Source organism: Pseudaestuariivita rosea, from assembly GCF_017592335.1.
GTDB lineage: Bacteria > Pseudomonadota > Alphaproteobacteria > Rhodobacterales > Rhodobacteraceae > Parasulfitobacter > Parasulfitobacter rosea.
The window spans coordinates 14,549-34,595 of the sequence record NZ_JACNMP010000031.1; the positions used below are offsets into that span (position 1 = coordinate 14,549).

At 56.4% G+C, this 20,047-nt stretch carries 22 protein-coding genes; 9 read left to right on the forward strand and 13 right to left on the reverse strand.

Going from position 1 to position 20,047, the window contains the following annotated elements; genetic code table 11:
- Positions 1-135 precede the first annotated feature (135 nt).
- Positions 136-1,044 (forward strand): type IV pili methyl-accepting chemotaxis transducer N-terminal domain-containing protein, encoded by a 909-nt coding sequence (locus H7848_RS16090; protein ID WP_208353490.1) that lies wholly within the window; start codon positions 136-138, stop codon positions 1,042-1,044.
- A gap of 59 nt (positions 1,045-1,103) precedes the next feature.
- Here the strand turns inward: H7848_RS16090 and H7848_RS16095 are convergent, their stop codons facing one another.
- The 3 genes from H7848_RS16095 to H7848_RS16105 form a co-directional block, all read right to left on the reverse strand.
- Positions 1,104-2,114 (reverse strand): cytochrome d ubiquinol oxidase subunit II, encoded by a 1,011-nt coding sequence (locus tag H7848_RS16095; RefSeq protein ID WP_208353492.1) that lies wholly within the window; start codon positions 2,112-2,114, stop codon positions 1,104-1,106.
- A gap of 4 nt (positions 2,115-2,118) precedes the next feature.
- A complete protein-coding gene (locus tag H7848_RS16100; RefSeq protein ID WP_208353495.1) occupies positions 2,119-3,498 on the reverse strand; it encodes a cytochrome ubiquinol oxidase subunit I in 1,380 nt (459 codons plus the stop codon).
- Positions 3,499-3,806: 308 nt separating this feature from the next.
- The gene (locus tag H7848_RS16105) at positions 3,807-4,583 is read right to left on the reverse strand and encodes an enoyl-CoA hydratase-related protein (RefSeq protein WP_208353498.1); all 777 of its coding nucleotides are present in this window, start codon (positions 4,581-4,583) and stop codon (positions 3,807-3,809) included.
- 123 nt (positions 4,584-4,706) lie between these two features.
- On the opposite strand from H7848_RS16105, the gene H7848_RS16110 reads away from it, so the two are divergent.
- The gene (locus tag H7848_RS16110) at positions 4,707-5,618 is read left to right on the forward strand and encodes a hypothetical protein (RefSeq protein ID WP_208353502.1); all 912 of its coding nucleotides are present in this window, start codon (positions 4,707-4,709) and stop codon (positions 5,616-5,618) included.
- Between the two features lie 186 nt (positions 5,619-5,804).
- Here H7848_RS16110 and H7848_RS16115 read toward each other — a convergent pair whose 3' ends face one another.
- The 4 genes from H7848_RS16115 to H7848_RS16130 form a co-directional block, all read right to left on the reverse strand.
- Positions 5,805-6,251 (reverse strand): cytochrome c-type biogenesis protein, encoded by a 447-nt coding sequence (locus H7848_RS16115; RefSeq protein WP_419555518.1) that lies wholly within the window; start codon positions 6,249-6,251, stop codon positions 5,805-5,807.
- A complete protein-coding gene (locus H7848_RS16120; RefSeq protein WP_208353506.1) occupies positions 6,251-8,224 on the reverse strand; it encodes a heme lyase CcmF/NrfE family subunit in 1,974 nt (657 codons plus the stop codon). The genes H7848_RS16115 and H7848_RS16120 overlap by 1 nt, the downstream gene beginning before the upstream one ends.
- Before the next feature lie 154 nt (positions 8,225-8,378).
- Positions 8,379-9,047: a Fic family protein gene (locus H7848_RS16125; RefSeq protein WP_208353509.1), complete on the reverse strand. Its 669-nt coding sequence runs from the start codon at positions 9,045-9,047 to the stop codon at positions 8,379-8,381.
- 2 nt (positions 9,048-9,049) lie between these two features.
- A complete protein-coding gene (locus H7848_RS16130; RefSeq protein ID WP_208353511.1) occupies positions 9,050-9,229 on the reverse strand; it encodes a hypothetical protein in 180 nt (59 codons plus the stop codon).
- A 417-nt stretch (positions 9,230-9,646) separates the two neighbouring features.
- Between H7848_RS16130 and H7848_RS16135 the strand changes: the two genes are divergently transcribed.
- Positions 9,647-10,357 (forward strand): glycosyltransferase family 25 protein, encoded by a 711-nt coding sequence (locus H7848_RS16135; RefSeq protein WP_208353513.1) that lies wholly within the window; start codon positions 9,647-9,649, stop codon positions 10,355-10,357.
- Positions 10,358-10,372: 15 nt separating this feature from the next.
- Here H7848_RS16135 and H7848_RS16140 read toward each other — a convergent pair whose 3' ends face one another.
- From H7848_RS16140 to purL, 3 genes are read right to left on the reverse strand one after another with little or no spacing between them, the layout of a single operon-like run.
- Positions 10,373-10,828, reverse strand: a complete 456-nt coding sequence (locus H7848_RS16140; protein WP_208353516.1) for a DUF1284 domain-containing protein — start codon at positions 10,826-10,828, stop codon at positions 10,373-10,375.
- Positions 10,818-11,288 (reverse strand): GNAT family N-acetyltransferase, encoded by a 471-nt coding sequence (locus H7848_RS16145; RefSeq protein ID WP_208353519.1) that lies wholly within the window; start codon positions 11,286-11,288, stop codon positions 10,818-10,820. The genes H7848_RS16140 and H7848_RS16145 overlap by 11 nt, the downstream gene beginning before the upstream one ends.
- Positions 11,285-13,444 (reverse strand): phosphoribosylformylglycinamidine synthase subunit PurL, encoded by a 2,160-nt coding sequence (gene purL / locus H7848_RS16150; protein ID WP_208353522.1) that lies wholly within the window; start codon positions 13,442-13,444, stop codon positions 11,285-11,287. The genes H7848_RS16145 and purL overlap by 4 nt, the downstream gene beginning before the upstream one ends.
- Before the next feature lie 113 nt (positions 13,445-13,557).
- On the opposite strand from purL, the gene H7848_RS16155 reads away from it, so the two are divergent.
- Positions 13,558-14,028 carry a hypothetical protein gene (locus H7848_RS16155; protein ID WP_237072802.1) on the forward strand — a complete coding sequence of 157 codons (471 nt, stop codon included), beginning with the start codon at positions 13,558-13,560 and terminating at the stop codon, positions 14,026-14,028.
- A 281-nt stretch (positions 14,029-14,309) separates the two neighbouring features.
- Here the strand turns inward: H7848_RS16155 and H7848_RS16160 are convergent, their stop codons facing one another.
- A complete protein-coding gene (locus H7848_RS16160; protein ID WP_208353524.1) occupies positions 14,310-15,194 on the reverse strand; it encodes a zinc transporter ZntB in 885 nt (294 codons plus the stop codon).
- A 254-nt stretch (positions 15,195-15,448) separates the two neighbouring features.
- Here H7848_RS16160 and H7848_RS16165 point away from each other — a divergent pair, with 254 nt between their 5' ends.
- From H7848_RS16165 to H7848_RS16175, 3 genes are all read left to right on the forward strand, one after another.
- The gene (locus H7848_RS16165) at positions 15,449-15,667 is read left to right on the forward strand and encodes a DUF1127 domain-containing protein (RefSeq protein ID WP_208353527.1); all 219 of its coding nucleotides are present in this window, start codon (positions 15,449-15,451) and stop codon (positions 15,665-15,667) included.
- Between the two features lie 139 nt (positions 15,668-15,806).
- Complete coding sequence (locus tag H7848_RS16170) at positions 15,807-16,400, forward strand: hypothetical protein (protein WP_208353529.1); 594 nt, start codon at positions 15,807-15,809, stop codon at positions 16,398-16,400.
- Between the two features lie 16 nt (positions 16,401-16,416).
- A complete protein-coding gene (locus tag H7848_RS16175; protein ID WP_208353531.1) occupies positions 16,417-16,866 on the forward strand; it encodes an urease accessory protein UreE in 450 nt (149 codons plus the stop codon).
- Between the two features lie 16 nt (positions 16,867-16,882).
- On the opposite strand, the gene H7848_RS16180 is transcribed toward H7848_RS16175, so the two are convergent.
- Positions 16,883-18,556, reverse strand: coding sequence for a sensor histidine kinase (locus H7848_RS16180; RefSeq protein WP_208353533.1), 1,674 nt, complete (start codon positions 18,554-18,556; stop codon positions 16,883-16,885).
- A gap of 113 nt (positions 18,557-18,669) precedes the next feature.
- Positions 18,670-18,849, reverse strand: a complete 180-nt coding sequence (locus H7848_RS16185; protein ID WP_208353535.1) for a NepR family anti-sigma factor — start codon at positions 18,847-18,849, stop codon at positions 18,670-18,672.
- A gap of 94 nt (positions 18,850-18,943) precedes the next feature.
- Here H7848_RS16185 and H7848_RS16190 point away from each other — a divergent pair, with 94 nt between their 5' ends.
- Both H7848_RS16190 and H7848_RS16195 read left to right on the forward strand, forming a co-directional pair.
- Positions 18,944-19,756 (forward strand): response regulator, encoded by an 813-nt coding sequence (locus H7848_RS16190; protein WP_237072803.1) that lies wholly within the window; start codon positions 18,944-18,946, stop codon positions 19,754-19,756.
- 26 nt (positions 19,757-19,782) lie between these two features.
- Positions 19,783-19,953: a hypothetical protein gene (locus H7848_RS16195; RefSeq protein WP_208353538.1), complete on the forward strand. Its 171-nt coding sequence runs from the start codon at positions 19,783-19,785 to the stop codon at positions 19,951-19,953.
- Positions 19,954-20,047: the final 94 nt, after the last annotated feature.

Sequence of the window (20,047 nt, forward strand, 5' to 3'; positions counted from 1 at the left end):
TTTTTCGTCATTATGCGAACAATTTTCTAACGTAGGGATATCTTCGTAGCACCTGTCATAAGCGGTGAGTGGTTGAGTGTAGGGATCACAGTTTTTGTGTTTGGGGTATAACGTCAAGTGGAAGGGTAAGTTAACATGACGTTTAGTTTTGACAAAGCGGTGGGGATCGCAGTCGCAGTTTGTTCATTCCAGTTCATACAACCGATGCCGGCCTATGCTGCAGATGTGGCCGTGACACAGGAAAGCGTTGCAAACCGTCTGAACATTGCCGGTAGCCAACGTATGCTGACGCAGCGAATGGCCAAGTCATTCTGCTATGCCAGCATTGGTGTGGACACAAATCAGAATATCGAAATCCTGCGCGGGGCGCAGGACTTGTATCAGCGGTCACATATGGGGTTCCGTGAAGGTGATGAAAACCTTAATCTTTTTGTCGAGCGGAACCAGCTGATCATCAACCAATGGAAGGAAATCGACAGCAACTGGCGTCAGTTGGCACGGGTCTATAACACCAAGCTGAACCAGGGCAACGTGGCCGATGCAGATACAGGGACTGTTGTCGATATGACGACCGAGCTGTTGAAGATGAATAATGACATGGCCACGCAAATGACCACGTATTATTCGAAGAAAATCGGTCAAGCCGGGGTAGGTGGGGCCATTCTGATCGATCTTTATGGTCGTCAGCGGATGCTATCCCAGAAAATGTCGAAAGAGCTTTGCCTGGTCGCCAAGGGGTACGACGTCGAGGGAAGCCGCACGCAGCTACAAGACACACTGGGGATTTTTGACGCGTCGCTGAATGCATTCATCAACGGTCTGCCCGAAGCTGGCATTCCCCCAGCCCCAAGCGCCGAAATCAAGGCGCAACTGGAACTGGCGAAGGGGCACTGGGACAAAGTCAGTGCGATAGCCAACACGGTGGCGCAGGGTGGATCAGTCGATCAGAATGCTTTGGTTGCCTTCAGCCAGACGATGGATGTTTTCCTGGTCGAAATGAACAAAGCCGTTTCAATGCTGTCAGAGCAAACAGCCAAAAGCTGATGAGCGCGGATTGACAGATCAAATGATAAAGGCCTGACGTCGCAGTCAGGCCTTTTCTTTCAGTCATATCGCAACTCGGTCGCCTTGCCACGGAACACGGTGTAGGCCAGCGCGGTGTAGCCCAGGATCGTGGGCAGCACGAAGCAGGTGCCGATCAGGATGATGAACAGGCTTTCGGGGGCGCTGGCGGCCTCGTATATCGTCAGCTGCTCGGGCACGACATAGGGATAAAAGCTGTAGGCCAGCCCGAAAAAGGCCAGTGTGAACAGCACGATAGACGCGGCAAATGGGAACCAGGCGAAACTATCGTCGCGCGTGGGCAGCCGCTTCAGCGCCAGCCACAACAGTGCGATCAGAGCAGCCGACATCAATGGCATGGGCGCCAGCAGGATCGCCTCGGGGAAGGAAAACCATTTGTCAAAAATGCGCGGACTGACCAGGGGTGACGCCAGAGAGATGGCCGAAAGCCCCAGAACAATGCCCCATATGCCGCCTTTGGCCCATTGAACGGCTTTCAGTTGCAGCGCTTCGTCGGTTTTGATGATCAGCCAGGTCGCCCCGATAAAGCTGTAGCCGACCGTCAGGAAAACTGCCGTCACCCCGGCAAAGGCCACGGTGGCCCAGGTGTACTGCAGCCCCATGATGTAAAGCCCCAGCATGAAGCCCTGCGACAGAGACGTCATCAGTGACCCCGTAAAGAACGCGGTGTTCCAGGCACGTTTGTGCGGGGCAGGGGCCTTGGCGCGGAATTCGAACGCGACACCGCGCAGGATCAACCCGATCAGCATGACCGCGACAGGCAGGTAAAGCGCGGTCAGGATGGCCCCGTGCGCCGTAGGGAAGGCCACCAGCAACAGACCGATGGCCAGCACCAACCAGGTTTCGTTCGCGTCCCAGAACGGCCCGATTGACGCGATCATGCGGTCCTTTTCCGCGCCATCGGCAAAGGGAAACAGGACGCCGACGCCCAGATCAAAACCATCAAGGATCACGTAGATCAGGATGCTGAAGCCCATCAGCGCCGCAAAGGTCACGGGCAGCCAGACGGTAGGGTCTCCGAATAAATACATGGGCTTACTCCGCGGCGACGATGGCTTCGCCAGATGGGGGCACGCGCGGGCGAATGGGTTCGCCCTTGGTGGCCTTGCGCGCCAGATAAAAGAGAACACCGATATAGGCCGTCAGCAGCAGGGCATAGACCACCAGATAGGCAATCAGGGTCGAGGCAACCATGGGGGCCGGCACATCGGCTACGGCCTGTTCGGTGGTCATGACGCCCTGCACCAGCCAGGGTTGGCGGCCGATTTCGGTGGTGTACCAGCCCGCCAGTGTCGCGACCCAACCAGAAAATGCCATGGGTACCAGCCCCCACAGCAGCGGTTTGGGCAGGCCGTCGACGCCGCGGCGTTTGTATATCATCAGCCCGACCGCGGCCCAACTGAGCAGCAGCATCGCCATGCCGGTTCCAACCATGATGCGGAAGCTATAGAAAACCGGCGCAACAGGGGGGTGCAGGGCCGTGCCGTCTTCGGCCACGAAATCGTTCAGGCCGGGCACAACGCCATCGGGATCATGGGTCAGGATCAGCGAGGCACCGTTGGGGATCGCGACCTCAAACCGGTTTGCGCGCGCCTCCTCATCGGGGATGGCGAAAAGCAGCAGCGGCACATTGGGGCCGGTTTCCCAGTTGCCCTCCATCGCGGCGACCTTCTGGGGCTGGTATTCCAGCGTATTCAAACCGTGCAGGTCGCCCATGAAAATCTGAACCGGGATCAGCATCGCGCCCAGCGTCAACCCCGTGCGCAGCGTCGTCCGAACGCCCGCGCTGCGGTCGCCGATCAGCCAGCGGAAGGCCGACAGACCCGCGATCAGGAAGGCCACCGTCAGGCCCGAGGCCAGCAACATATGCGCCAGTCGGTAGGGCATCGACGGGTTGAAGATGATCGCAAACCAGTCGGTCGCATGGGCCACGCCGTCGCGCATTTCAAACCCTGCGGGCGTGTGCATCCAGCTGTTCAGGACCAAAATCCAGAAGGCCGACATGGTTGTGCCAAAGGCTACGAGGAAAGTCGCAAGTGTGTGCAACCACCCCGGCACGCGGGAAAAACCGAACAGCATAATGCCAAGGAAGACAGCTTCCAGGAAAAAGGCCGTCAGGACCTCATAGGCCAGCAGCGGCCCGGCGATGTTGCCGACAGTTTCCATGAAGCCCGGCCAATTGGTGCCGAACTGGAATGACATGGTGATGCCCGACACGACGCCCATGGCGAAGGACAGGGCAAAGACTTTGACCCAGAACCGATAGGCCTCCATCCACTTCATGTCGTTTGAAAAATTAAAGCGGAGCTTGAAATACAAAAGCACCCAGCCCAAGGCGATCGTGATCGTTGGGAACAGGATATGAAACGAGATATTTGCGCCAAACTGGATGCGTGACAGCAGAAGGGTGTCCATTCGTGACCTCTTGTTTTTCTCACGCTATAGATAGTGCAAGGGGCCTTTGGTGCACCCCGGTGCGACGGCACACCGCGGGGCAGGGTGGCACATGACGTAGCGTTATTTTAGGGGGCTCTGCCCCCTCGCGCATTCTGCGCTCACCCCCGGAGTATTTGACCCAAGAAGAAGGTCCTTTTCGTTTTGCCTCTTCTTCTTGGTCAGGGCTTCGCCCGTTCGAGCCTGAAACCGTCCCCCAGACGGTTTCTGTTTCGGCTCTCACACTCCCGCCGGAGGCAGCATTGCGTCAGCAATGCAAGAATATGTTTTCAGCGGCCCTCATAGCTGGGTGGGCGCTTTTCGACGAAGGCCAGCACGCCCTCTTTGAAATCGCGGGTCTTGCCGCATTTGCCTTGCAGATGCGCTTCGGTCAGCAGTTGTTCTTCCAGTGTCTGATCAAACGTGCCGCGCAGGGCCTTTTTGATTTGGCGATAGGCGACGGTGGGGCCGTTGGCCAGATGTTCGACCCGCGCGCGCCAGCGTTGGTCAAAGTCGGGGTCGGGCACTGCCTCCCAGATCATACCCCAGTCACTGGCCTGTTGCGCGCTGATCTTTTCGCCGAAAAGCGCGGCTCCCATCGCCTTTGCAAAGCCCATCTGACGCGGCAGCCAGTAGGTGCCGCCTGCGTCCGGCATCAGCCCGATCCGGGTGAAGGCCTGCATGAAATAGGCGCTTTCCGTTGCGATCACGACGTCGGCGGCCAGTGCCAGATTGGCACCCGCACCCGCCGCCGGACCATTGACCGCCGCGATTGTCGGAATGCGGCAATTAAAGATCGCGTGCAGCATCGGCACATATTCATCGCGCAACGTGCGTTCCAGATCCAGATCCGCCGCGCTGCCTTCGCCGCCCAGATCCTGACCCGAACAGAATGCACGCCCCGCACCAGTGATCACCAAAGCGCGCGATGTTCCCTGGGCCGCGCCGACCGCATGGGTGATCTCGGCCCGCATCTGCGCATTCAGTGCATTCATTACATCGGGGCGGTTCAGGGTCAGAACCGAATAATTCTGCACCTGTTGTAGTGTAAGTGTCTGATAGTCCATGGGTCCTGCGATCCGTTCTGCTTCACGACACCCTATCGCGAATATGGCGTGTTTCAATCTGCATCTTAAACAAAGCGCGGGGCTGTGCCGAAAAGGCATAATGCAGATTTGGTGACGAGGCGCATGACATCCTTACACAGCTATTCGATGGGCGACTGGCCATCACTTGCGCCGCATCGCGCGGTGCAGAGGCAGTTATTCGGCGACAAAGCATCTTTGTTGGATGACTGGTATGCTGAACAAGTCAGCCGTGTCGACGATCCGGGGTTTGCGCGACTTTTTTCGGATCATATCGACCTGGAGGGCGTCGTCTCCGCCGACTACAATCACCGCTTTGTCAAGACCGCGCACGGGGCCATGTTGGGTGGCATACGGTTCTATGGGCAGGATATTTCGCGCCCCTTCGTGCGTGTCATTGCGCATTCTTTCGATGATCTGGCGGCCTTGGCGCGCGTTGTTGCGGCAGAATGGTCGATGTTTCGTCCTGACCTGATGGCACTTGTTGTGGGGCCAGGCGAGATGCCGCATAAGCGGGCGTTGGTCGATGTGACGGTGCATGCGGCCCGCTATGGGGCGATGCAGCCAGCCGATGGTCGGGTGCAGTTAAAGCCGTTTGAAGCTGCAGAAGATGCGATTGATATGATCGCGGCGCGGTATCGGTATTTGGCGCAGAGCAATCCTGCGTTGGCGCGCAACGTCGAACCTGCGGATGAGGAAGATGTGCGGGATTGGTTCAACGACGGCACGCTTTATGCCGTTCACGCGGCGGATCTTGCTGACAAACCGATTGGGCTGATCGCCGTGCAGGATGGGGCGATTGACTGGATTGTGGGCGACGAGGTGGGGGAAGAGGTCGTGATGCCCGAACACGCTGGCCGTGGGTTTGCGGCATCTGCGCAGCGGGCTTTGGCGGCGATGCAGCCCAAAGATCGGCTGATGATCGGCACGATTGATGGTCTGAACCATGCCTCGCGTATCAGTGCCGAACGCGCGGGACGGCCTGAGGTGCTACGGCATATCTTTGTGCCGCTTTAGCCCGTAGATCAGAAACCTTGGGCATCGGCCAGAAAATCTAAAGCATAGACGCTACGATCCATAGGGCGGCGACCGACCTCGGGTGGGCGAGAAGCGCCCTCCCGTGGGGGAGGTCGGGCGCTGCCCGGTGGTTCCCACCGGACGGGAGTGGTTGAGCCAAGTGGTTCTGATTTTCTTGACGAAGCTCTAGTCTTTCAGCAGTTCGTCCAGGCGGCGTTTTTCGTCTTCTGACAGGGCATCGGTTTCAGGGGCCGTAGCGCGGCTGCGGGTGTAGAAGATAGCTGTGGCGATGGCCATCAGCAGCATCAGTGGCCCTGCGATCCACAGCAGCAGGTTTGAGCCGGTCAGCGTCGGGCGCAGCAGGACATATTCGCCGTAGCGGTCGACCACGAAATCCAGCACCTGTTCGTTTGTGTCGCCCTCAACCAGCCGTTCGCGCACCAGAATGCGCAGGTCGCGGGCCAGATCAGCGTTGGATTCGTCGATGTTTTCGTTGCGGCAAACCAGGCAGCGCAGCTCTTCGGATATCACGCGGGCGCGTTCCTCTAGCTGGGGGTCGTCCAGAATTTCATCCGGTTGAACCGCCACAGCAGGCGTGGCGATCAGGCACAGACAGATCAGAAGGCGCGCGATCATTCCGCAGGCACCGCGTTGTCAGGGGCGGCAATCCTGCGTGCACCTGCGGCGACACGGTGGCGGCGGTCGCTAAGCGACAGTGCCCCGCCCAGGGCCATGATGATCGATCCGGCCCAAATCCAGTTTGCAAAGGGCTTGATATAGGTGCGCACAGCCCAGCCACCGTTTTGCTGCGGGTCGCCGATCACCAGATAAACGTCACGCAGGATGCCGTTTTTGATCGCGGCCTCGGTCGTGGGCATGTTCGCGACGGGATAGAACCGTTTTTCGGGGTAAAGCACCGCGACCTCTCGGCCGTTCCGGAAAACGCCCATTTCGGCCTTGGTTGTTACATAATTGGGGCCGCGTTCGCGGCGCACATCGCGCAGCTCGATATCATGAATGCCGACCGAGAAACGATCCCCGATCTGGGCGATGCGGATGTCCTCAAGTTCCCAAGCCATCAGGGCCGCGACACCGAACATCGTGATGCCAAGGCCCGAATGCGCGACGGCTTTGCCCCAATCTGCCCGCGGCAATCCGCGCAGGCGCTGCAACCGCACGCCACCTTTGCCAGCGCGCTGCCACAGCTCGGTCACTGTGCCTGCAATCAGCCAAATGCCCAGGGCCACGCCGATGGGGCCAAGGGCTGACCGTCCGGTCTGGATCGCAAAAGCCAGCGCTGCCAGCGCGATACTAAGGATCAGGGCCGGGACCAACAGCGGGATGACCCGCTCCAGCCGCCCGCGTTTCCATGGCAGCAGGGACCCAATGGGCAAGGCCAGGGCCAGCAGCACCATGAAGGGGGTGAAGGCCTGGTTGAAGAAGGGGGGGCCGACGCTCAGTTTGCGTTCCCACAGGATATCGGCCAACAGCGGCCACATCGTACCCACGAAGACCACAAAACAGCTGACCGCCAGCAGGATATTGTTCACGATCAGCCCGGTTTCCCGGCTGACCGATCCGAAAACGCCCTTGGCTTCCATGGCCGAGGCGCGAATGGCAAACAGCACCAGCGCGCCGCCTGTGAAAACGCCTGTGATGATCAGCAGATATACCCCGCGTTCGGGATCATTAGCAAAGGCATGTACCGATGTCAGAACCCCAGATCGCACGATAAACGCACCGATCAGCGAAAAACCAAAGGCCAGGATTGCCAAAAGGATCGTCCAGCTTTTCAGCGCCTCGCGCTTTTCGACGACAATTGCGGAATGCAACAGGGCGGCTGCGATCAGCCAGGGCATGAAGCTGGCGTTTTCGACCGGATCCCAGAACCAAAAACCACCCCAGCCCAGTTCATAATAAGCCCACCAGGACCCAAGTGCGATACCGATGGTCAGGAAAAGCCACGCGGTCAGCGTCCAGGGGCGCACCCACCGGCCCCAAGCGGCGTCAACGCGCCCCTCCATCAGGGCGGCAACGGCGAAAGAAAAGCTCATCGAAAGGCCGACGTAGCCCAGGTACAGAAAGGGCGGATGGAAGGCCAGGCCAGGGTCTTGCAACAGCGGATTCAGATCCTGCCCGTTAAAGGGAGGAATCGCCAGCCGCCAGAACGGGTTCGAGGTGAAGATGATAAAGGCAAAAAACGCAACTGCGATTGAGCTTTGCACCGCCAGAACACGCGCCCGCAGGGTAGGCGGCAGATTACCGCCAAACCAGGCCGCCATTGCGCCGAACAGCGTCAGGATCAGCACCCATAGCAGCATCGACCCTTCATGATTGCCCCAGACACCGGTAATCTTATAGATCATCGGCTTGTCGGTGTGCGAATTCAGCGTGACAAGTTGCAGCGAAAAGTCCGAGACCACAAAGGCGTAAGTCAGCGCGGCAAAGGAAAACGCTGTCAACAAAAACTGAGCCGTCGCTGCGGGTTCGGCCACCGCCATCCAGTCGGCCCGCTTGGTCATCGCACCGGCCAGCGGCACCACCATCTGCACGACCGCCACCGCAAACGCCAGGATCAGCGCGAAATGTCCAAGTTCTGTGATCATGATATGGTTATAGGATCAAACAGGGGCAGGGCCAATAGGGCTGCGGTAACTTGTCCATGTGTTTTGATTTATTATGTATCTTACCTGGCAAGTATCGATGATCAGGCTGATATTTTCATAAACGTTTCAATATCATTATAATTTAGTAGTTACATCAGGAAGAAGTTGCATTTTCGAAAGCGCTCCGAAGCTGTTTTGCCAACATTGCTGAAATCAATTGTTCCATTTCTATAACAACATTATCTGTAAATTTTCCTTCATTTTCAAATGTAGCATCAGCCTTCTCCAAGGCCTCATAATAAGAGTTTCGCTTCTCTAATATTTGCTCAGGAATTGTATTGATGCCGCGAAATAGGGTTTTTTCTTTTGCACAAAGTACAAGATAGGAAGCCGCACGTGATGTCCTACCATTTCCGTCAGTGAAAGGGTGTATCCAATTTAGCCTCCACATCGTAATTGAGGCTAGGTGAACAGCACTTTTCTCTTCCCAGTTATCATTAACGTAATCGCATAATTCTTCTATTAACTCAGGTACAAGGTGACCATCAGGTGGAGTATGTTTGCTCTCTCCAATTGCAATGCCTGCAGGTCTCCATACACCAGCATAGGGGTCGAGTCCTTCAATCGCGCATCTATTTAAATCTAATAGTTTAGAAGGCCGCAATTTGAATTGGCGGCCATCTACAACTTCAAGTATGTACTGTCTAACCCTTTCAGCTTGTTTTATTGCATTTGATGCTTCACGCTGTGCACGTTCTAAACTATTTTGAATTAGTTTTGCATCTTCGGCTTGACTGTGCCTGATTTGAGGATCCTCAGCCATTACTACATGCCTAGTCTACATGCCTCTTCATCAACCATTTCTTTGGTGATTTTTGAGTTTTCAAAAACAGAGTTACCGTAAGCAAAACTGCGGCGTTGTTTGCTAATCTCATCTTCGGTCATTTCTACTGTTTTGGATTGTTCAATAAGATATTGAAGATCTTCTAGTTGTTCTTGTGTCATATCGTTATCGTCCGCATTTTCCACTCTTTTGTCGCTTTATAGCTGTTTAAGATTGTGCGTCTACTACATAAGGGTATTAACAATACTTTTCTAATATATGTTGTATTTATTTGCCGCTTTTTGCTCACTAAGATAAGTCCAAATTAACAGTATATGGAAAATTTGTGGCCACACCCGATCCCGGTTGGGCTAGGGGTAAGTTGTTTTCAAGAAATGGAACAACGCTTTCCACCCAGGCCGGTTGAGGTTTATCAAACATCGGTTAATCCGTCTGCTTCCAACAGCCATAAGAATTGCACAGTAAACGATGATAGAAAACCGCGCTGAGACACCGCAGGAAAGGGTTGGTCTTTTCATTACACGACTGGAATTGTAGAGACGAATTTGACCTCTCAAATATGTCTAAGGGATCATAAAATGCAGCCTGACCAGGTGGCCTATATTAATCTAGAGCATAGAACAGATCGCCGCGCGTTCATGGAAAAACAGCTTGCTGGCTGTCCTTGGCCGGTGTCCAGGATTGATGCGGTCAAGCTGCAGCAGGTTGAGGAAGGGTACAGTGTTTTTCGCGAAGACACTGACACCGCGCCGATCGCGATCGCGGCGATTTTCCAGTCCCATATGAAAGCCCTTGAGTTTGGGTTGACGACTGTCAAAGACGGGCCTTTTCTGCTTTTGGAAGACGATTGCGCTTTGCCGTCCCGTTATTGGAAACGACATATCGATATGTCGTCAACGCCGGATTGGCAGATATTGATGGTCAGTACACGGTTTAAAAAACCTGAACTGTCGTCAGAAACTAAGAGCGGGTTTTCCTTTTTCGGCAAGCCCATTTTCAGGAAGAAAAAGAGAAAACTGCAACCGATCAAGGGCTTGGGGCCCGTATTGCTGAAACCCATGACGGCCGAATATACCATTACGGGCACCCATTGTGTTTACTTCAAAAATGCAGAAACGATGCGCCTGGTTTTGGATCATATGAACGCTGTCCGGCAGTTTGTTGACGTCGATTCATATTATATTTCAAATTTTAAGACCTATGGGTTGCGTATATCGGGTGTGCGTGGCGAAGGTTTTGGAAGCGACAACCGGGTTGAGACTGATACGTCTGACACGCCTACGGGGTAGGGGTTGCAAAAGGGTTCAGTCTTGCCGATGCAGCCTTTTCACGGCGGCCTGGCAGAGGCCAAGGTCCAGCCATTGGCATCCTGCGCAGATCGTTTGCAGATCATCGGGCTTCACATGCTCGCGGATACGGGCGCTGGCCTGGCCCCAGGTCAGGCGATCCCCGGTCTGCAGATTCAGCGCCTTGGCGTGACGGCGATCCAAGGCCTCAATTCGGGCTTGCGACGTACATTTGCTGCCCCGGCGTTTCGGGCAGGGCTGACAGATGTCGTCGGTCTGGCCCACGACCTCGATCACTGTGTCGGCCCCGCCTGACGCCCGAAGTTGCCCCATGACGATTGCCGTCATGTTGGCGGTGAACGCGTCGGAATAGCCCTTGCCCTCAAACCCGAGCGAACAAAGGAAATGATGCGGGCGAAAGCGAAGGGCGGGTACTTGCCCGGTCCCCTGATCCTGCAGCTTCTTACGCGTCATATTCATCGCGCAGCATACCATAAAGTGCCAGATCCGCGTAGTCACCGCTGCGGCGTTTCCAGTGGTGTCGCAATGCGCCTTCGCAGACAAAGCCCGCCTTTTCGTAGGCGCGGCGGGCCCGAGTGTTGTCGGCGGCCACATCAAACCACAATCTATGTGCTTCGAGGGTCCTGAAAACATGGTGTTTTAACTCGGACAGCATAAGCGTGCCCAGACCGTGACCGGGCTTGACCAAGGCACATCGGCGCAACTCAACCACACCCTGACTGCCACCGATGGATAACAGCAGAAATCCTGCGGGCGTGTCATCGATTTGAAAAATCAAAAGATGTTTGGAAGGGTCAGTCCGATAGGACCGCAACTGGTCAGGATGATCGGCGGCAATCATAGACAGGTAATCCGGCCGGTTCTGAAGCGCCGATATGAATTCGATATCAGCTGTGGCCGCAGGACGGATCATGCGAAGATGTCGCGAAACGTTGCGTGATAGAGTGTTGATAGCTCGTCCAGGGGGGCCTCGGCGGTGCCGAAACGAACGCTGTCACCGGTGAAGCGGCCAACAGTTTCGATCGGAACACCGGCCTGGCTTGCGGCGATCATCAGGGCTTCGGCCTGATCAAAGTTGCAGGCGATCAGATAGCGGGCCTGGTCTTCGCCAAACAGGGTCGCGGTGTCGTCAGTCGTCAGGTGAACGCCGACGCCGCCCGCCTCGGCCATCTCAAAGGCGGCCAGCGCCAGGCCGCCGTCAGACAGGTCGGTACAGGCTTTGATCATTTCGACATTGGCGCGGATGAAATCACCGTTGCGTTTTTCCGCGGCCAGATCGACGGGGGGCGCATCGCCTTCTTCACGGTTAAAGACCTCGGCCAGTAAAGCCGATTGCCCCAGATGCCCCTGCGTTTCGCCGACCAGTAGCGCGACATGCCTGTCGCGCGGCGCGTCATTGATCATCTGGTCGGGCGTGTCGATCAGCCCGACCGCACAGATCGTGGGTGTGGGCAGGATCGCCTGGCCGTCAGTTTCGTTATAAAGGCTGACATTGCCCGAAACGATCGGCATATCCAGCGCCGCAACCGCCTGACCGATGCCCTGAATGGCCTGCACGAATTGCCCCATGATGGCGGGCTTTTCGGGGTTGCCGAAGTTCAGATTATCGGTCGTGGCCAGCGGGCGGGCGCCCACGGCGATCAAGTTGCGATAGGCCTCGGCCACCGCCTGTTTGCCGCCCTCAACCGGGTTCGCCTTGACATAGCGGGGGGTCACATCGCTGCTGAAAGCCAGCGATTTATCCGTGCCATGCACGCGGATGATCCCGGCCCCAAGGCCCGGCGTGCGGACGGTATCGGCCATCACCATCGTGTCATATTGTTCGTAAACCCACTGTTTGGCAGCATAATTCGGACTGGCCAGCAGCGCCTTCAGGCCGTCAATGGGGTCGATCTGGGGTACATCGGCCAAGGGGTCAGGTGCAGGCAAAGGGTCCCACGGCCGGTCATACTCGGGTGCCTCGGACGACAGTTTCGACAGCGGCAGATCGGCTTTCACCGCGCCATCCAGCATGATGACAAAGCGGTCCTCGGCAATGGTTTCGCCGACGATTGCAAAATCCAGATCCCATTTGTCGAAGACGGCTTTGGCCTCGGCTTCAAGTTCAGGCTTCAGGACCATCAGCATGCGTTCCTGGGATTCCGACAACATCATCTCATAGGCCGTCATGTTTTCTTCGCGCACTGGGACCTTTTCCAGATCCAGCCGCACGCCCAGACCGCCCTTGTCGCCCATCTCAACGGCCGAGCATGTCAGCCCCGCCGCGCCCATATCCTGGATCGAAATCACAGCGCCGGTGGCCATCAGCTCAAGCGTGGCCTCCATCAGGCGCTTTTCGGTGAAGGGGTCGCCTACCTGAACCGTGGGGCGTTTTTCTTCGATGCTTTCGTCAAATTCTGCGCTGGCCATCGTCGCGCCACCCACACCGTCGCGGCCTGTTTTGGCGCCCAGATAGACGACGGGCATCCCAACGCCTGAAGCGGCCGAATAGAAGATCTTATCCGCATCGGCCAGACCGGCGGCAAAGGCGTTGACCAGACAGTTGCCGTTGTATGCGGGGTGAAAGCGCACCTCGCCCCCCACAGTCGGCACGCCGAAACAGTTGCCATAGCCGCCGATGCCCTCGACCACGCCATTGACCAACTGGCGGGTTTTGGGATGTGCGGGGTCTCCGAAAGACAGCGCATTCATCGCCGCAATGGGTCGCGCGCCCATGGTGAATACGTCGCGCAGAATGCCACCGACACCAGTCGCAGCCCCTTGATAAGGTTCGATATAACTGGGGTGGTTGTGGCTTTCCATCTTGAACACCACCGCCTGACCGTCGCCGATATCGACAACGCCCGCATTTTCCCCCGGTCCGCAGATGACCTGAGGCCCCTCGGTCGGCAGCGTCCGCAGCCATTTTTTTGAGGACTTGTAAGAACAATGTTCGTTCCACATGGCCGAGAATATCCCAAGCTCGGTAAAGGTCGGCTCGCGGCCAATGATATCCAGAATGCGCTGATATTCGTCGGGTTTAAGGCCGTGGGCCTCGATCAATTCGGGCGTAATCGCCGGGTCGGTCATGGGGTGTCCCTGTTTCTTGGTCGGTGACGTCATAAGCCAAGGCCGCGCAATGTGGAAGGGGCTTTGCGCTGTGGTGGCTGGTCATGTGAGCGTTGGCGGCATATGTAACGGTCATGACCTGTCGCTGGCCAATTCTTGCAGTTTTTCTGATGGGTGGCTGTGCCGAGCTGATGCCCGTTGCGCCCCCGCAGTCAACGCCCGTGCAGACAACCGTGGCCGAGGTGCCCGTTGCCCGGCCCCCGGTTCAGACGGCCCGCACGGTGGATCAGTTCGACACCACCACTGCGGCGGATCGGGCCACGGTCATCACCGCCGCCCAAACCGCTCAGGCCGAGGTGGCGCTGGGGCGCACAATCGCCAGTCTGGGTGACCCCACCGATCCGGGCTTCTGGCTGAAAACCCCACTGGTTGAGGATGTTCGCCCCGGTCGCATCGCCTATCCGGCGAATGGCAAAACTGTGGTTGTCGAACTGCGTCCCCTGGACGCCCCCAACACTGCAGGCAGCCAGATTTCGCTTCCCGCCATGCGCGTGATCGAAGCGCCGCTGACAGGCTTGCCCGAGATTGAGGTTTTTGGAAGGTAAGATTGACGTCAGACTATATTGACTGAGTGACAGTTTGCGTTAAGGTACAGAAATCATTAATTATTTCAGATAAAAATAGACTTTATAAATATAACCTTGAGAACCTAAAAAGATTGAAATGAAATGCGTAGGGCAGAGACCGTCCGCGGGTGGGCGAGAAGCGCCCGCCGTCGTGCTGAAAGCACGCCTGCGGCGTGACTGGGGGGCGGTCGGGCGCTGCCCGGTGGTGCCCACCGGGCGGGAGTGGTTGAGCCAGGCATTTCGGACTTTTAATAGGATATCTAAAACCACCTGCGCCAGCGGAAGATGATCACCTGGATGACAGCCAGCACGATCAATGCGCCGGTGAATATCCAGAACGCGCTGGCCGCTGAGGCGCCGGGCATGCCGCCCAGGTTGATCCCCATCAGGCCCGTCAGAAACCCAAGGGGCAGGAAGATCGCCGAGATGATGGACAACAGATAAAGATTGCGGTTCAGCCGGTCGGCCAGCACATTGGCCAGCTCATCCTTGACGACCTGCAGGCGTTCGCGGATAGCGTCCAGATCCTCGATCGTGCGGATCAGGCGGTCGTTTGATTCACTCAGCGACCGTCGATCGGCTTCACTTATAAACGGCAGGCCCGCGCGTAAGATATCCGACACGGCATCCCGTTGCGGTGCGATGTAGCGGCGAAAGGTGACGACCTGCCTGCGGGCCTCGGCGATGCGCAGGCGCAGCACGCTGTCGGGTTTGTCCAGTATCGCGTTTTCAATGGCATCGGTTTCATCATCCAGATCGCGCAGGAACCGTTCAATGTAGTGGCCGATCTTTTCGATCAAGGCGTGCAGGAAGGCCCCCGGCGTATCGGGTCCGCGCCCCTTTTCGACGGCCTGGGACAGTTCTTCAATCGACGACAGCCGCCGAAGCGCCAAGGATACAACGCCCTGCGCACTGATCCAAAGGCGGACGGATACCATATCATCGGGATCCTGGCCCTGGTTTGTGTTCACCCCGCGCAGGATCACCAGCAGCGCATCATCGGTCACTTTGGCCCGCGGACGTGTTTCAGCGGCCAATAGGGCCTCGGTCGCGTAGGGGCTTACAAAGGGCAGATGCGTCATCATCCAGTCACGGGTATCGGGCGCATCGGCCTTCAGGTGCAGCCAAAACGGGGCTTTAGCCAAGGCCTGATCCCCGTCAATATTTAGGGGGCCATTCGGTGACAGGCTATAAGCTTTTAGCAGATGATCCGGCATCAAAAATCGCAATCATATGGGTACATTGACGTCCAGTCGTGACAAACATGCCCGCCGCCTTCAACCGTTTTATGCGCTGAGTGCAAGGCGGGGCTTCGCAATTAGCACTACAAAAGTCATTATTGCTGACCTATTTTCATCCATGAGGGAGGACAAAGGCGCGTAACGATTGGAGCACTATCATGGCCTTTATCACCGACACATTCGACCGCCCGCGGTCATCTTTTCTGAAAAACCTCTGGACTGGTCTGATCGCGCTGCGTGAACGGTCGCTGAATTGCGAAGGGCGCGTGGACCAAATCGACGCATTGAATGCCAAGTCAGATCAGGACCTGGCCAAACTGGGCCTGACGCGCGACGATATTCCGCGTTATGTTTTCCGGGATCACATCTATCTGTAAGCACCGGGTGGTCTGCGGAAATGCAACGGCGGTTGTGTTTCCTGACCTCTGGTCAAGATTTGCTCTTGCCATTTTCAGCGCAGCTTAGGACGTTGGTTTGAAGCGCCCTTGCGGTGCTGAAAGGTAAAAGGGCGATTTCATGAGACGATTTGTTATCTGCGCAGCGGCATGTCTGTGCCCGCTGGGGCTGGCTGCGGAATGCGTGACGGGTGACATGGTGAATGACAAAGGCATCATCGCCCGTTTTGATGATGGTGCCGTTGAAACCCATGTACGTCATGATGATCAGATGATCGCCGTCATAACCGAGGGCGATGGCACATGGCGCACGATGTTGGCCAAGGGTATCTATCTGATCGAGGTCATCGATGTCATCAACGGCAATCCCGATCCAAGCAGCCGGTTCTTGGTGAATTTTGACACCGCGGTTCAGGATCTGCCCCTGCCCACCGATCAGGAAACATTCGAGGTCGTCGCAACGTCATCCTATCCGGGCGATGTGCCGGTCAGCGAAACGCATAACTATTCGTTCGGACCTGCGGAAACGCTTCAGGTGGGTGACTGTTCGTATCAGTCCATTCCGATCACGATGCGCTATATGTCTGACGTCGAAAGCTCGATCGAGATTGTTGACTATCTTCCTGAACTTGGCACCAGCTTTCTTCGGTTTGAACAGTACGACGATCAGGAACGCTATACCTATCGACTGCTTAGCCTGACGGCGGCGCGGTAACTAAAATAGAGCCTGCATGACACACAAAGCCATATCCGTAAGACGCCAGAGTGATTGGGCCGATGCCGTTGGCAGCGTGACCCTTGGCTATGACGACCGCATGCTGCGGCGCAAGCGGCTGACGCTGGATCAGGGGGATAGCCTGCTGGTCGATCTGCCAGAGACCATTTCGCTGGATGCAGGCGACGCGTTTGAGCTGGAAACCGGTCAGTTTGTCGAGGTGCGTGCCGCCACCGAAGACCTGCTGCAGATCACCGGCGATCTGCCGCGGCTGGCCTGGCACATCGGCAATCGCCACACGCCCTGCCAGATCGAACAGGACAGGTTATTGATCAAATCCGACCACGTTCTGCGTGACATGCTGGAAAAATTGGGTGCGACGATCACGCCCGTTTCCGAACCCTTCATCCCCGAAGGCGGCGCCTATGGTCACGGCCGCACAATGGGTCACCATCATTCGCATTAAAGTTTACGGCGGCGCTTTAGTAATCAGCGACTTCGTGCGCAGTTTTTATGACCGAAAAATCGATCCGGACGATATAGCTTTGGCCTTCGTGCGATGTATGCAGGGTACCGCCAAGCTGCCGGGCGAAGGCTTTGATCAGTTGTGATCCGAGGCCGGTTTCAAGGCTGTTATCCTCAGACGTGGGGGCGGTGGAATTATAGACCTCAAGTCGGGCCATGTCATCGTCTGTCGTTTCAAAAATGACGCGGATGTAGGGCACCGCGTCGGGTGGGGTGCCAAGGTATTTGATGGCATTGGTGACCATCTCTGACACGGCCAAAGTCAGCGGGATCGCCTGTTCGGGAACCATTGTGATATCTTCCAGTGACAGGCTTTGATCAACCTTCTGCCCGCTTTGCAATGTGCCCGACACAAGCTGGTTGAAGATCTGCCGGATCAGTTCACCGGCGTTGATATTGTTCAGGTTTTCGGTCTGATAAAGATTGCGGTGCACAGTCGCCAGACTAAGGATGCGGTCCTGTAGTCGCCCCATGGCGGCATGCGTTCTGGGGTCCTGGGTGCGGCGCATTTGCAGGTTCATGATCGACGAAATCAGCTGCAGATTATTCTTGACCCGGTGGTGGACCTCTTTCAGCAGGATGTTCTTTTCCTGCACGGTCTTTTCCAGCCGGGCTTCATCCTCGATCAGGGCCTCGGCCATATGCAGGAAGTCGTCCTCCATATCCTGCAGTTCGCGCACCATGGTGCGTTTTTCGGGATTGGTTCGCAAATGCCGGTCCAGGGCAAAGCGGCGCATCTGACGACCCAGCCTGCGGACATGGCGGATCACCAGCCGGTTTATCGCGAAAAAAGCCACTGAAAGAGTGACCAGCCACATCAGCAGCGGAAAGGTTGCCGCTGGCATGTTGATGCCCCACCGCATCGCCACAGCCGCTTCGTCATTCCAAGTGGCCAGCGCATAGACGGTGTCTGGCACGATCGGCACAACGGCGAAAATGCGATCTTCCCCACTGCGATCCTGACCCGAAAACGCAAAGGACCTGTTGCGCAGCAGTGTTGCGATCTGCCGGTCAGCGGGCAGGCGGAGGCTGGCGTCCTGCAATCCCAGTTCTGATGTCAGGATTTTACCCTGATCGTTGATCGTGATCAGATCAATCGGTTCGCGTGCATCGATTGCTTCGTCGTTGTGGATGATTTGTTCATGCGGGATCGAAATACTGATGTAGCCCTGGAAAATGCTGCGTTCATAGACCGGCCAGCCGATGATCAAAACCGACGTCTGGCTAAGCGGAGCAGTCAGATTTGCGTCGACAAAGGGCACAGGGGTCTGCATGCGCATGTCGAAGTTATCGTCGTTGGAAAAATTATAAGGGCGCTTGGTCGACGAACACACCATCATGCCGTCGGGGGGCAGAAAGCCCACGAAAGAATAGCCCGGACTTTGGGTCAGATAATCGTGCATATAAGTGCTGCAGGCTGCGGGGTCATCGCGCTTGGATCGGATCGACTGACCGATCGCCTGGGCCGATCCAAAGGCGCGTTCAATGGTCTGGCGTTCGTCGGATGCTGACCGTTGTGTCAGTGCCAGCAGGGACAATTCGGCGCGTTCCTTGACCTCTTTCGACAGGTTTTGGGTTTGCGAAATCGAAATCAGACCCAGGGGCAGCAACGCGATTGACAGCAGCAACATAAGCCTGATCCCAAGGCTTTGATGCCAGGGCCAGTTTCTGTGTCTACGCTTGATCACGGCTTCTTGAACCCGCCTGTGACGGTGTTGCTTAGCCAAAATCCTGGCATACACCGCTATGTGTCATCCTTGTCGTGAACTGGATTAGAGTGCAATTCGCATTTTTTCAATCGATCAAGCAGGTATTTGAAGCGTTCAGGCATATCAGTGTCCAACGCGCTACAAAATGCGCGTTTGAGATTTTCATCAATATCTTCTGACTGTTTTATTCGCTTCTCTTCCGTCATGCGCAGCATTACCCTTGATCCCGACGTCAATCACTCATACTCCGAACAAAGATGCGATTTGGTTAATGTGGGCGTGAGGCTACAGAAATAAAGGGGCTGCGGCATGGCGACTTCTGACCGTGACATAAATGACATGGATGTTCTGGTGGATCACCTGCCTTATCTGCGCAGATATGCGCGGGCCCTGACCGGCAGTCAAAGCTCGGGCGATGCCTATGCCGCCATGACGCTAGAGGCCATTTTAGAAGATCCACAGGGTCTTGATCTGTCACTGTCTGCGAAGGTTGCGCTGTTTTCTGCCTTTCACCAGATCTGGAAAAGTGTTGGCGCACCGGTGTCCACGGAAGAATCAGGGCTAAAGGCGACAGCTCAGAAACACCTTGCAAAATTGAACGAAAACACGCGCGAGGCATTGCTGCTGCATACGGTCGAAGAGTTCAATTCCGTTGAAATCGCTGCCATCATGCAGATTGACACCGACGAGGTCGACAAACTGATCACCACGGCACGCAGCGATATGGAAGATGCCATAGCGGGCAATGTTCTGATCATCGAAGACGAAGCGATCATCGCGATGGATCTTGAGGCGCTTGTGGCTGACATGGGGCATCGTGTCACGGGGGTTGCCCAGACCTATGAAGAAGCCCTGTCGCTTGGCAAATCCGACAAGCCCGATCTGATCCTGGCCGATATTCAACTTGCGGATAATTCGTCGGGCATTGATGCGGTCAACGATCTGCTGGCGCACTACGGCGATATTCCTGCCATTTTCATAACGGCTTTCCCCGAACGCCTGTTGACCGGCGAACGCCCCGAACCCACGTTTCTGATCGCCAAACCCTATCGTCAAGACCAGATCCGGTCCGCCGTCAGTCAGGCGATGTTCTTTTCGTCGACTGAAACACTGGGCGTTTAGCCAGACCCCAAGGGGATCGAAGCCGAATGAAAAAACTGCTGATCTACACGATTTGTGCTGTCCTGCTGATAGGCCTTGGCCTCTTCGGCTGGATGCGGTTTGCACCTGCGTCGGCCACGCAGGCTTTACTGGCGGTGAAACAGATGTCGGTGGGGCTAGAGCAAGATGAGATCAGGTTGAAGCGTATCCTGAGTTGACAAGGTAATTCGCACATTCCTGCGGGGTGAAGCGGTCGAGCAGCTTACCGATCCTGCGCCATGTTGCCTCTATCGTGCGTTCGGCGGCGTCTCG

What these genes read in the sequence shown, in the direction of transcription:
- H7848_RS16090 (WP_208353490.1), top strand. Translation starts at nt 136, where the DNA reads ATGACGTTTAGTTTTGACAAAGCGGTGGGGATCGCAGTCGCAGTTTGT.
- H7848_RS16095 (WP_208353492.1), bottom strand. Translation starts at nt 2,114, where the DNA reads ATGTATTTATTCGGAGACCCTACCGTCTGGCTGCCCGTGACCTTTGCG.
- H7848_RS16100 (WP_208353495.1), bottom strand. Translation starts at nt 3,498, where the DNA reads ATGGACACCCTTCTGCTGTCACGCATCCAGTTTGGCGCAAATATCTCG.
- H7848_RS16105 (WP_208353498.1), bottom strand. Translation starts at nt 4,583, where the DNA reads ATGGACTATCAGACACTTACACTACAACAGGTGCAGAATTATTCGGTT.
- H7848_RS16110 (WP_208353502.1), top strand. Translation starts at nt 4,707, where the DNA reads ATGACATCCTTACACAGCTATTCGATGGGCGACTGGCCATCACTTGCG.
- H7848_RS16120 (WP_208353506.1), bottom strand. Translation starts at nt 8,224, where the DNA reads ATGATCACAGAACTTGGACATTTCGCGCTGATCCTGGCGTTTGCGGTG.
- H7848_RS16125 (WP_208353509.1), bottom strand. Translation starts at nt 9,047, where the DNA reads ATGGCTGAGGATCCTCAAATCAGGCACAGTCAAGCCGAAGATGCAAAA.
- H7848_RS16130 (WP_208353511.1), bottom strand. Translation starts at nt 9,229, where the DNA reads ATGACACAAGAACAACTAGAAGATCTTCAATATCTTATTGAACAATCC.
- H7848_RS16135 (WP_208353513.1), top strand. Translation starts at nt 9,647, where the DNA reads ATGCAGCCTGACCAGGTGGCCTATATTAATCTAGAGCATAGAACAGAT.
- H7848_RS16140 (WP_208353516.1), bottom strand. Translation starts at nt 10,828, where the DNA reads ATGACGCGTAAGAAGCTGCAGGATCAGGGGACCGGGCAAGTACCCGCC.
- H7848_RS16145 (WP_208353519.1), bottom strand. Translation starts at nt 11,288, where the DNA reads ATGATCCGTCCTGCGGCCACAGCTGATATCGAATTCATATCGGCGCTT.
- purL (WP_208353522.1), bottom strand. Translation starts at nt 13,444, where the DNA reads ATGACCGACCCGGCGATTACGCCCGAATTGATCGAGGCCCACGGCCTT.
- H7848_RS16155 (WP_237072802.1), top strand. Translation starts at nt 13,558, where the DNA reads ATGACCTGTCGCTGGCCAATTCTTGCAGTTTTTCTGATGGGTGGCTGT.
- H7848_RS16165 (WP_208353527.1), top strand. Translation starts at nt 15,449, where the DNA reads ATGGCCTTTATCACCGACACATTCGACCGCCCGCGGTCATCTTTTCTG.
- H7848_RS16170 (WP_208353529.1), top strand. Translation starts at nt 15,807, where the DNA reads ATGAGACGATTTGTTATCTGCGCAGCGGCATGTCTGTGCCCGCTGGGG.
- H7848_RS16175 (WP_208353531.1), top strand. Translation starts at nt 16,417, where the DNA reads ATGACACACAAAGCCATATCCGTAAGACGCCAGAGTGATTGGGCCGAT.
- H7848_RS16180 (WP_208353533.1), bottom strand. Translation starts at nt 18,556, where the DNA reads ATGTTGCTGCTGTCAATCGCGTTGCTGCCCCTGGGTCTGATTTCGATT.
- H7848_RS16185 (WP_208353535.1), bottom strand. Translation starts at nt 18,849, where the DNA reads ATGCTGCGCATGACGGAAGAGAAGCGAATAAAACAGTCAGAAGATATT.
- H7848_RS16190 (WP_237072803.1), top strand. Translation starts at nt 18,944, where the DNA reads ATGGCGACTTCTGACCGTGACATAAATGACATGGATGTTCTGGTGGAT.
- H7848_RS16195 (WP_208353538.1), top strand. Translation starts at nt 19,783, where the DNA reads ATGAAAAAACTGCTGATCTACACGATTTGTGCTGTCCTGCTGATAGGC.